General features: G+C 75.2%; 9 protein-coding genes. 5 read left to right on the top strand and 4 right to left on the bottom strand.

Going from position 1 to position 10104, the window contains the following annotated elements; translation table 11 throughout:
- Positions 1–457: 457 nt before the first annotated feature.
- Complete coding sequence (locus ABEB16_RS10480; protein ID WP_345712197.1) at positions 458–1054, top strand: dihydrofolate reductase family protein; 597 nt, start codon at positions 458–460, stop codon at positions 1052–1054.
- Entirely contained in the window at positions 1051–1938 is an 888-nt protein-coding gene (locus tag ABEB16_RS10475) for an arginase family protein (RefSeq protein WP_345712196.1), read from the top strand. The genes ABEB16_RS10480 and ABEB16_RS10475 overlap by 4 nt, the downstream gene beginning before the upstream one ends.
- Positions 1939–1953: 15 nt before the next feature.
- Here ABEB16_RS10475 and ilvD read toward each other — a convergent pair whose 3' ends face one another.
- On the bottom strand, positions 1954–3807 hold the full coding sequence (gene ilvD / locus ABEB16_RS10470; RefSeq protein WP_345712195.1) for a dihydroxy-acid dehydratase: 1854 nt from the start codon (positions 3805–3807) through the stop codon (positions 1954–1956).
- Between the two features lie 88 nt (positions 3808–3895).
- On the opposite strand from ilvD, the gene ABEB16_RS10465 reads away from it, so the two are divergent.
- Positions 3896–4711, top strand: a complete 816-nt coding sequence (locus ABEB16_RS10465) for a helix-turn-helix transcriptional regulator (RefSeq protein ID WP_345712194.1) — start codon at positions 3896–3898, stop codon at positions 4709–4711.
- A 66-nt stretch (positions 4712–4777) separates the two neighbouring features.
- Positions 4778–5440 (top strand): hypothetical protein, encoded by a 663-nt coding sequence (locus ABEB16_RS10460; protein WP_345712193.1) that lies wholly within the window; start codon positions 4778–4780, stop codon positions 5438–5440.
- 255 nt (positions 5441–5695) lie between these two features.
- Here ABEB16_RS10460 and ABEB16_RS10455 read toward each other — a convergent pair whose 3' ends face one another.
- Positions 5696–7303 carry a methyl-accepting chemotaxis protein gene (locus ABEB16_RS10455; RefSeq protein ID WP_345712192.1) on the bottom strand — a complete coding sequence of 536 codons (1608 nt, stop codon included), beginning with the start codon at positions 7301–7303 and terminating at the stop codon, positions 5696–5698.
- 127 nt (positions 7304–7430) lie between these two features.
- Entirely contained in the window at positions 7431–8246 is an 816-nt protein-coding gene (locus ABEB16_RS10450) for an alpha/beta fold hydrolase (protein ID WP_345712191.1), read from the bottom strand.
- 197 nt (positions 8247–8443) lie between these two features.
- Between ABEB16_RS10450 and ABEB16_RS10445 the strand changes: the two genes are divergently transcribed.
- Entirely contained in the window at positions 8444–9277 is an 834-nt protein-coding gene (locus ABEB16_RS10445) for an alpha/beta hydrolase (protein ID WP_345712190.1), read from the top strand.
- Positions 9278–9316: 39 nt separating this feature from the next.
- Here the strand turns inward: ABEB16_RS10445 and ABEB16_RS10440 are convergent.
- Positions 9317–10104, bottom strand: a 788-nt coding sequence (locus ABEB16_RS10440) for an MFS transporter (protein ID WP_345712189.1), incomplete at its 5' end; no start/stop codon positions are given.

Here is a 10104-nt window from a genome sequence, read left to right as displayed (position 1 = left end):
TCGGCGGGCAGGGCGGAGACGGCGCTGACGGCGACGGCGGCGACCGCGGCGGTGGCGAGCGTGCGAACTGCGGACTTCACGAGACCTCCGGACACGGCGAGCACCGCGCTTGGGACGGTGCGACGGATCACAGGCGAACCGGCTCCGGTGAGCACGGTGGGCGACTGCGGACGCCGATTCCAGCACACGCCGAGCGCTCGAGAGGCGATGTGCGTCGAAGTGGTGGCTTCGGGACCTGACGGTCGTTCGTGCTGCGGGGTGCTGAGGCTCCCCCCGCGATCCCTTCCCCTCCCTCCCCCTCCCGCGCGGAAAGGACCCTTTCCGTCGTCGGAAGGGGCCCGGGAGTGCGGAAAGGGTCCTTTCCGCGGGAGGGAGCCCGCCCGTGTCGGTGCCCGGCGGTAGGACGGTGCCCGCTGGCGGGAGGGCCCCGCCGCGCGGCGGGAGCGGGGTGGTGGCGGTGGGGAAGCTGGTCGTGGTGGAGAACGTCTCCCTGGACGGGGTGGCGCAGTCGCCGGGCAGGCCGGACGAGGACACCCGCGGCGGGTTCGCCCTCGGCGGCTGGGCGTCGAGCCGGCTGATGGCCGACCCGGTCGCGGCGCAGGCGGCGTTCGAGGGACAGGGCCGCACCGGTGCGCTGCTGTTCGGCCGGCGCACCTACCTCGACCTCGTCGGGTTCTGGCTCTCCACCCCGGAGCCGAACCCGTTCACCGAGATCCTGCGCGCCACGCCCAAGCACGTCGTCTCGGCCACGCTGGCCGAGCCGCTGCCGCACCCGAACTCCGCCCTGCTGCGCGGCGACCTGCCGACGGCGGTGGCCGACCTCAAGCGCGACACCGACGGCGACGTCGTGGTGCTGGGCAGCGTGCGGCTGGTGCACGCCCTGACCGCCGCCGGCCTGGTCGACGAGTTCGTCCTCACCACGCTGCCCGTCGTCCTCGGCAGCGGCACCCGGCTGTTCGACGGCACGCACGTGCCGCTGGAGGTGGTGCGCAGCACGACGTCCCCGACGGGCACCGTCGTGGCGACCTACCGCACGACCGGGGCCGCGGCGTGACACCGGCCGTGCCGCGCTGGGGCGTGCTGGGCGTTCCCACCAGCGCGGCCGCCCACGCGCCCGGGCTGGAGAAGGGCCCGGCGGCGCTGCGGGCGGCGGGCCTGCTCGACGCGCTCGCCGCGGCCGGGCTCGACGTCACCGACGCCGGGGACCGGCCGGTGACCCGCTGGCGCAGCGCGGTCGAACCCGGCCGCCCGAACGACGTCGCCGGTGCCGCGGCGGTGCTCGCCGACGCCGCCCCGGCGATCGGGCGGGTGCTGCGGGAGGGCAGGGTTCCCCTCGTCCTGGGGGGCGACTGCACGCTGGCCCTGGCGCTGGTGTCCGCCGCCGTCGCGGAGCTCGGCGACGTGGGGCTCGTCTACGTCGACGGCGGCCAGGACCTCCTGCTGCCGCCGGAACCGATCCTCGACGCCATGGGGGTGGCGCACGCCCTCGACCTGCCGGGCGCGGTGCCCGAGATCGCCGGGCTCGGCCCGCGCCGCCCGCTGCTCACCCCCGACGCCGTCTGCTTCCTCGGGTACTCCGACGAGGAGGAGGACGTGCACGGGCTCGTGCCCAGCGTCCGGCTGCCCGCCGGGCAGGTGCTCGCCGATCCGGCCGGGTGCGCCCGGCGGGCCGTCGCGGCCGTGACGGGCGGGCGGGAGCGGTTCGTCGTGCACGTCGACGTGGACGTGCTGGACTTCTTCGCCGTGCCCGCCGCGGACATCCCGATCTACGGCCGCGGCCTCGACCTGGACACCCTGGGGACCGTGCTGTCGACCCTGGTCGCGCAGCCGGGGTTCGCGGGTGCGACGTTCGTGGAGTTCAACCCCGACCGCGGTGCGGCGGACGGGTCCACGGCGCGGTCGCTCGTCGACGCGCTCGCGGCGGCACTGGGTGGCTGAACCGCCCGCGGGGACTCAGCCCGCGAAGCCGCTGGTGTCGCGCACCGCGCCCTTGTCCGCCGACAGCGCCAGCGCCGCGTACGCCTTGAGCGCCGTGGACACCTTGCGCGGGCGGTGCTTCGCGGGCCGGTAGCCACCGCCCGCCTCCAGCGCGGCGCGGCGCGCGGCGAGCACCTCCTCGGGCACGTCGAGGCGCAGCACCCGGTTCGGGATGTCGATGACGACGCTGTCGCCGTCCTCCACGAGCGCGATGACCCCGCCCGCGGCGGCCTCGGGGGAGACGTGCCCGATGGACAGCCCCGAGGTGCCGCCGGAGAACCGGCCGTCGGTGACGAGGGCGCACACCTTCCCCAGGCCGCGGCCCTTGAGGTAGGAGGTGGGGTACAGCATCTCCTGCATGCCCGGCCCGCCGCGCGGCCCCTCGTAGCGGATGACGACGACGTCGCCGGCGCTGATGCGGCCGGTGAGGATGGCCTCGACGGCGTCCTCCTGCGACTCCACGACGACGGCGGGGCCGGTGAACGTCCAGATGGACTCGTCGACGCCGGCGGTCTTCACCACCGCCCCGTCGGGGGAGAGGTTGCCGCGCAGCACCGCCAGGCCGCCGTCGGCGGAGTGGGCGTGCGCGACGTCGCGGATGCAGCCGGCGGCGGCGTCGGTGTCCAGGGAGTGCCAGCGCTCGGACTGGGAGAACGCGGTGGCGGAGCGCACGCAGCCGGGCGCGGCGTGGAACATCTCCACGGCCTCCGCCGACGGGGAGCCGCCCCGGACGTCCCAGTTCTTCAGCCACTCCGCCACCGACGCGGAGTGCACGGTCGTCACGTCGTGGTCGAGCAGCCCGGCGCGGTCCAGCTCGCCGAGGATGGCGGGGATGCCGCCGGCGCGGTGGACGTCCTCCATGAGGTAGGTGCCGTTGGGGGCGACCTTCGTCAGGCACGGCACCTGCCGGGAGCGCTGCTCGATGTCGGCGAGGGTGTAGTCCAGCCCGGCCTCCTGCGCGGCGGCCAGCAGGTGCAGGATCGTGTTCGTCGAGCCGCCCATCGCGATGTCCAGGGACATGGCGTTGTCGAACGCGGCGCGGGAGGCGACGTTGCGGGGCAGCACCGAGGCGTCGTCCTGCTCGTACCAGCGCTTGGTGATCTCCACGACGGTGCGCCCGGCGTCCTCGTAGAGCTTCTTGCGCGCGGTGTGGGTGGCCAGCACGGAGCCGTTGCCGGGCAGCGCCAGGCCGAGGGCCTCGGTGAGGCAGTTCATGGAGTTGGCGGTGAACATGCCCGAGCAGGAGCCGCAGGTGGGGCAGGCGGCCTCCTCGATGCGGGCGATGTCCTCGTCGGAGACCTCGGTGGCGACGGCGTCGGCGATGGCGGAGACGAGGTTGAGGCGGGTGCGGACGGTGCCGTCGACGAGGACGGCGGTGCCGCCCTCCATGGGGCCGCCGGAGACGAACACCGTGGGGATGTCGAGGCGCAGCGCGGCCATCAGCATCCCGGGGGTGATCTTGTCGCAGTTGCTGATGCAGATCAGGGCGTCGGCGCGGTGCGCCTCGACCATGTACTCCACGGAGTCGGCGATGAGGTCGCGGCTGGGCAGGGAGTACAGCATCCCGTCGTGGCCCATGGCGATGCCGTCGTCGACGGCGATGGTGTTGAACTCCCGCGGCACCCCGCCGGCGGCCTTGATCGCGTCGGAGACGATGCGGCCCACCGGCTGCAGGTGGGTGTGGCCGGGGACGAACTCGGTGAAGCTGTTCGCGACGGCGATGATCGGCTTGCCGAAGTCCTCCCGGGCGACGCCGGCGGCGCGCAGCAGTGCGCGGGCGCCGGCCATGTTGCGGCCGTGGGTGACGGTGCGGGAGCGCAGGACGGGCATGGCACCACCGTCGGGCACCGGCCGCCCGGGAGGAAGACGCTCCTGGTACTGGTACCGGCACCACTACCCTGCGGCCTACCCTGGCGGGGTGAGCACCGAGGCGCAGCGCCGCGAGCTGGGCGCCCTGCTGCGCGCCCGGCGGGTGCAGCTGGACCGGGCCGCCCTCGGCCTGCCGCCGGTGCCGCGCAGCCGCACCGGTGGGCTGCGCCGGGAGGAGGTCTCCGCCCTGTCCGGGGTCTCCGTCACCTGGTACACGTGGCTGGAGCAGGGCCGCGACATCCACCCCTCCCGGCAGGTGCTCGACGCGGTGGCGCGGGCGCTGCGGCTGTCGGCGGCCGAGCACGCCTACGTGCTGTCCCTGGCCGGGCTGCCCGCCCTCACCGCCGCCTCCCCGGCCGTCGCGCCCGCCCACGTGCAGCGGCTCCTCGACGCCCTGCACGGCTCGCCCGCGTTCGCGCTGACCAGCGCGTGGGACATCGCCGCGTGGAACGCCGCCTACGCGGTGCTCTACCCGCACATCGGCTCCGGCGCGGACCGCAACCTGCTGTGGTCGGTGTTCACCGACCCCTACGTGCGCGAGCTGCTGCCCGACTGGGACACCGACAGCCGCCGGTTCCTCGCCGAGTTCCGCGCCGAGGCCGGCCCGCACCTCGGGGAGCCCGCCGTCGCGGCGCTCGTGGCGCGCCTGAGCGCGGCCAGCGAGGAGTTCCGGGCGGGCTGGACCGGCGGCGGGGTGGAGGGGTTCACCTCCCGCGAGCGGCTGTTCCACCACCCGCGGGTGGGCGACCTGCGGCTGGAGCAGCACCGCCTCGTGCCGGCCGACGTGCCGGGGCTGTCCGTGGTGGTCTACACGCCGGTGGACGACGGGCGCACCCCCGCGGCCCTGGCGGCGCTGCTGGGCTGACGGGCCCGGCCCGCGGGCCTGGGCTGACGGGCCCGGCCCGCGGGCCGGTGGGGCGATGCTGGGTGGGTGGCGGTGGACGGCGGGGACCTGCGGCACGTGCGCTGGCTCGGTGGGGGCAGCGGGGCGGGCAAGTCGACGACCGCCCGGCGCCTGGCCGCCGAGCACGACCTGCACCTGTACGCCACCGACGACGTGATGGCCGAGCACGCCCGGCGCTGCCCGCCGCGGCGGTGCCCGCAGCTGCACGCGTTCCTGGCGATGGACGAGGACGAGCGCTGGGTCCACCGCTCCCCGGAGGAGATGCTGGAGACCTTCCACTGGTTCCGCGGCGAGGCCTTCGACCTGGTCGTGGAGGACCTGCTGGCCCTGCCCGCGGACCGGGGCGTGCTGGTGGAGGGGTTCCGGTTGCTGCCGCACCTGGTCGCGCCGCTGCTGAGCGCCCCGCGGCAGGCGGTGTGGCTGCTGCCGACACCGCAGTTCCGGCGGGCCGCGTTCGAGGCGCGGGGCGGGCTGTGGCAGATCGCTGGCCGGACCGGCGACCCGCCGCGGGCGCTGGCCAACCTGCTGGAGCGGGACCGGCTGTTCACCGACCACCTGCGCCGCGAGACCCACCGGTGCGGGCTGGCCGCCGTCGAGGTCGGCACCGGGCTGGGCGAGCCGGGGCTGGCGCGGCTGGTGGCCGACGCGCTGGGCCTGCCGGCCGGGCCGCGGCCGCGGACCTCACCCTGACGTCGGGGTGCCCCGGCCGGTCGTCCCCCACGGTCTGCCGGTGCAGGTGGGAGAGGACCTCGCGCCCCCCGGCCAGCCGTTCCTCCACCCGGGGAACCCAGCCGCGCCCCGCGGGTCGCGGCGGTGTCCTGGCGTCACGCTCGTGGCGTCGTGCGGATCGCGGTGGCCGACGTCCGCTCGTGCCGCGCCGCGGCGCGTCCGGTCACGGCGCCGCTCACCGACGCGCAGGGCTCCGGGCGGAACCCGGCGCGCGTCTCAGACGCGGAAGGCGCCCACCGCCTCGCGCAACCGCCCCGACGTCTCGCGCAGCGCCTCGACGGAGGCGCGCACCTGCTCCAGGCTCGCGCGGTCGGCTGCGCCGGCGCTGGCGACACCGGAGAGGACCCCCGCGATCTCGTGGGTGCCCTCGGCTGCGCCGGTCACCGTGCGGACCAGCTCACCGGTGGTCGCGGTCTGCTCCTCCACGGCAGCGGCGATGGCGGCCTGGTGGTCGTCGATGCGCGCGATGATCTCCGCGATGCGGCCGATGGTGACGGCTGCATCGGTGCTGCCGCGCTCGATGGCCGCGACCTTGCGGGTGATGTCCTCGGTGGCGCGCCCGGTCTGCTGCGCCAGTTCCTTCACCTCGCCGGCCACGACCGCGAAGCCCTTGCCCATCTCCCCCGCCCGGGCGGCCTCGATGGTGGCGTTGAGCGCCAGCAGGTTCGTCTGCTCCGCGATCGCGGTGATGGTGCCCACGACGCTGGCGATCGCGCGGGTGGCGTCGCCCAGCTCGGCGACGGTGGCGCGGGTGGCTTCAGCGGCCTCCACGGCCTCGCGGGCCACCGAGGCCGACTGCGCCATGCCGGAGGAGATCTCGTTGATGGCCGAGCCCAGCTCCTCCGCGCCCGTGGCGATGGTGGACACGTCCGCGGAGACCACGTCCGCCGAGCGGGCCGCCCGGTCGGTGTCGTCGGCGGCGCGCTCGTTGGCGGCGGACAGCTCCTGCGAGCGCCCGGCGAGCTCCTCGGCCATCCCGGCGACCTCGCGGGCGCTGGTGGCGACCTCGCCGACGGTGCGTCGGGTGGCGGTCACGGCGGCCTCCAGGGCCTCGGCCATCTCGCGGAACTCGTCGCCGCCGTCGACGACGGGCACGACGGTCAGGTCACCCTCGGCGACGCGGTGCAGGTCGGCGACGGCGCGGCGCAGCGGGCCGACGACGCTGCGGGTGAGGACCACCAGCAGCAGCACGGTCAGCGCGGCCGCGACGACCAGCGCGGCGAGGACGAGGGTGCGGCTGCGGTCGGCGGCGGCGTCGGCCTCGACGGCGGACGCGGAGGCGCGGGTCTCGACGGACTCCGCGAGCTCCTGGGTGGCGACGAGCATGTCGGCGTAGGCGGCGAAGCCGACCTCCAGGAACTCGGTCTCGGCGGCCACCACGTCGCCGGACCGGTACAGCGCCACGGCCCGTTCCTCGGAGGCGAAGTACTCGTCCCAGAGGGAGGCGACCTGCGCGGCGAGCTCGCGCTCGCCGTCGGTCATCAGGTCGGTGGGCGCCGCGGCCAGGGCCTCCTGCAGAGCGGCCTTGGCCGTCAGGAACCCGGCGCGGTTGTCGGAGGAGTCCTCGACGGCCTCGGGAAGCCCGATGCGGCGGGCGTCCCACGCGTAGGCGACCTGCCAACCGCTGACGTCGCCGTTGTAGAAGCGCTGCTCGTCGACGAAGCGCAGCAGCTGGGTCATCTGCCGCTGCTCGGCCAGCGAGCGCGACTGCGCGGAGATGCTGGCGAGGGCCGCCGCGCCGGTGGCCACGAGCAGGGCGAGGACGACCCCGAAGGCGAGGGCGAGGCGTGTGCCCACGCGGGCGCGGCGCAGCAGGGACGACATGGGGCAGGACCTTCCGCGGACCTCGGGAACGGTGCGTGTCCTTCCGCATCGGCAGGTCCGGCACCGATCCTGAGCCGCCCACCGGTGCCACCGGGGTGGCGGCGGGCACGTCGTCGGCGTTCAGCGCCTATCGGTCCGGGAGGGGCGCGTGGGTGGAGTCCAGGTAGCTGCACAGCAGGCGCGTCCACGCCTCGGGCTGGTCGAGGTGGGCGTCGTGGCCGGCGCCGGGGACGACGACGTGGCCGGTGCCCGGCCGCAGCGCGAGCATCCGGTCGATCTCCGCGGTGTCGAGGTCGCTGCGCTCCGCCTGCACGAGCAGCGTCGGTGCCTGCACCTGCTGCCACTCCGCCCAGCGCGCCACCTCGGCCACGGCCGCGATGGCCGCCTGCACCACGTCCGCGTCGAAGCGCGGCCAGAACCCGCCGTCGCGTTCGTGCAGGTCCTGCGCCCATGCCACGGCGATCGGTGTCCCCCCGAGGTGCTCCACGGCGGCCTCCCGCGAGGGGAACGGCACCGGCCAGGCGGCGAACCAGCTCCCCAGCTGCGCCGACGTGTCCTCCGCCCCGCCACCGACGCCGCCCTCCAGCAGCACCAGGTACCGCACCAGGTGCGGGTGCCACGCGGCCAGCAGCAGCGCGGTGTGCGCCCCCATCGACTGCCCCACCACCGAGACCGGGCCGCCGCCGGCCGCGGTGGTGATGAGGGCGGCGACGTCGTCGACGTGGGCGCGGCGGGAGGTGTCGGCGGGGCGGCGGGTGCTGTGCCCGTGGCCGCGCTGGTCCAGCACCAGCACCCGGTACCCGTCGGCCAGCGCCTCGGCGGTGGCCACCAGTTCCTGCGCGCTGCCGGCCAGGCCGTGCAGGAGGATCACCACCGGTCCGGGACCGCCGGTGTCCAGGTAGGACAGGGTCACGTCCTCGCGGTGCACCTGCAAGCGCTGCACGCCGAGACCCTACGGCCACCACCTGAGCCGATGCCGATGAGGCGGCGTGCTGCAGCGCGATGCGGTGGACCGCGGAGCAGCGGTCGGGCAAGGTCGCTTCCCGTGACGATCACCGATGACGTGGTGCGGCTGCGCCGGGCCGGCACGGACGACGCGATGTGACGTCCAGGTCCGCCCACCACCGGGCCGCGGAGCCGGTGTCGTACCGTCCCCTCCCCCTGGACCTCGGCGACGTCCGCTACGCCCACGGCCCGGACTCCTCCCGTCGGCCCGGCGTACCCGCCGGCACGACCACCGAGCTGCGGTGGGACGCCAGCAGCGTCTACCCGGGCACCTCGCGGAAAATCTGGATCCACGTCCCTGCGCGGTACGACGACTCGCAACCGGCCGGCCTGGTGGTGTTCAACGACGGCTGGTGGTACCTCGACCCCGCCGGCGAGGTCCGCGGCGCCGTCGTGCTGGACAACCTCGTCCACCGCGGCGACATCCCATCCACGATCGGGGTCTTCGTCGACCCCGGCGAGTTCCCCGGCGCCGCCCAGCCGAAGAACCGCAACGTCGAGTACGACGCCTTCGACGACCGCTACGCGACCTTGCTGCTGGACGAGGTCGTCCCGCTGGTCACTGCGCGGTACGCCGTCACCGACGACCCCGGGCGGTGGGTCGTCTGCGGAGGCAGCAGCGGAGGCAACGCGGCCTTCACCGCCGCCTGGCTGCGCCCGGACCGCTTCCGCCGCGCCGTGTGCTTCCTGTCCAGCTTCGCCCAGATGCCCGGCGGCAACCCCTACCCCGGCCTCCTCGCGCGCACCGCGCCGAAGCCGCTGCGGTTCTTCCTGCAGGCCAGGCACCGCGACCTCGGCTGGAACCAGCCGACGGGAAACTGGTTCGCGGAGAACCTGCGCGTGGCGGCCGCACTGGCCGAGGCCGGCTACGACATCCGCCTCGTCCTCGGCGAGGGCGGTCACAGCCCCAACCACGGCGGTGTCCTCCTGCCCGACGCCCTGCGCTGGGCCCTGGCCTCACCCGGTTGAACGCCTCCGGTGCTGCTCCGGCCGGGCCCGGCGCGCGGGTCAGGACCGACCGGCGAGGTGGTCGGCTCGTGCTCGGTGCGCGACGAGCCGGTTGAGGCGTTCGGACATCAGCAGGCCCAGGACCACCAGCGCGGCGAGGAACAGCGGGAGGATCCACATCCCCGCCCAGGCCGAGACGAGGCCGAACGAGGGTGGCGCGAGGGTCGAGCCGGTGTAGGCCGCGGCCATCTGGATGCCGATGACGGCCTGGGAGTTGCCGCGGCCGAAGTTGACCGGGGTGGAGTGGATGATCGCCGGGTAGATCGGCGCGCACCCCAGTCCTGCGACCACGAGGCCGACGAGGGCGAGCGCGTCGGTTTCCACGGGCAGGGTCAGCATCACGACACCGAGGCCGACCATCGCGAAGCCGCCGCGGATCAGCCGCCGGTCCCTGGTGCGGTCGGCGAGGAAGCCGGCCAGGAACCGTCCGACGGTGATGCCCAGCAGGAACAGCGAGGCGAACGCGGCCGCCGTGGCGGGGGCGACCCCGCGGTCGGCGACCAGGTACGTCGATGCCCACAGCATCGAGGTGCTCTCCAGCGCGCAGTAGGCGAAGAAGGCGATCAGGATCGAGACGACGCCGGGGATGCGCAGCGCCTGCGCGAGCGGGACGTGGGTGCTACCGCTGCCCGACGGCTCGCTCGCGGCCTCCTGCGCCTCGTCGCTCCGGGTGGCGTGCCCGGGTGGCACGGTCGGGTTGACCTTCCCCCACAGCGGCAGGCTGACGATCAGCACGAACGCCAGGACGGCCTGGGCCAGGCCGGTGGTCCGGTAGGCGCTGGACCAGC

The organism is Kineococcus glutinatus (assembly GCF_039542765.1).
Taxonomy (GTDB): Bacteria; Actinomycetota; Actinomycetes; order Actinomycetales; family Kineococcaceae; genus Kineococcus_A; species Kineococcus_A glutinatus.
Note: the sequence above shows the minus strand (reverse complement) of the source record. Positions and strands in the feature narration are given on the sequence as shown.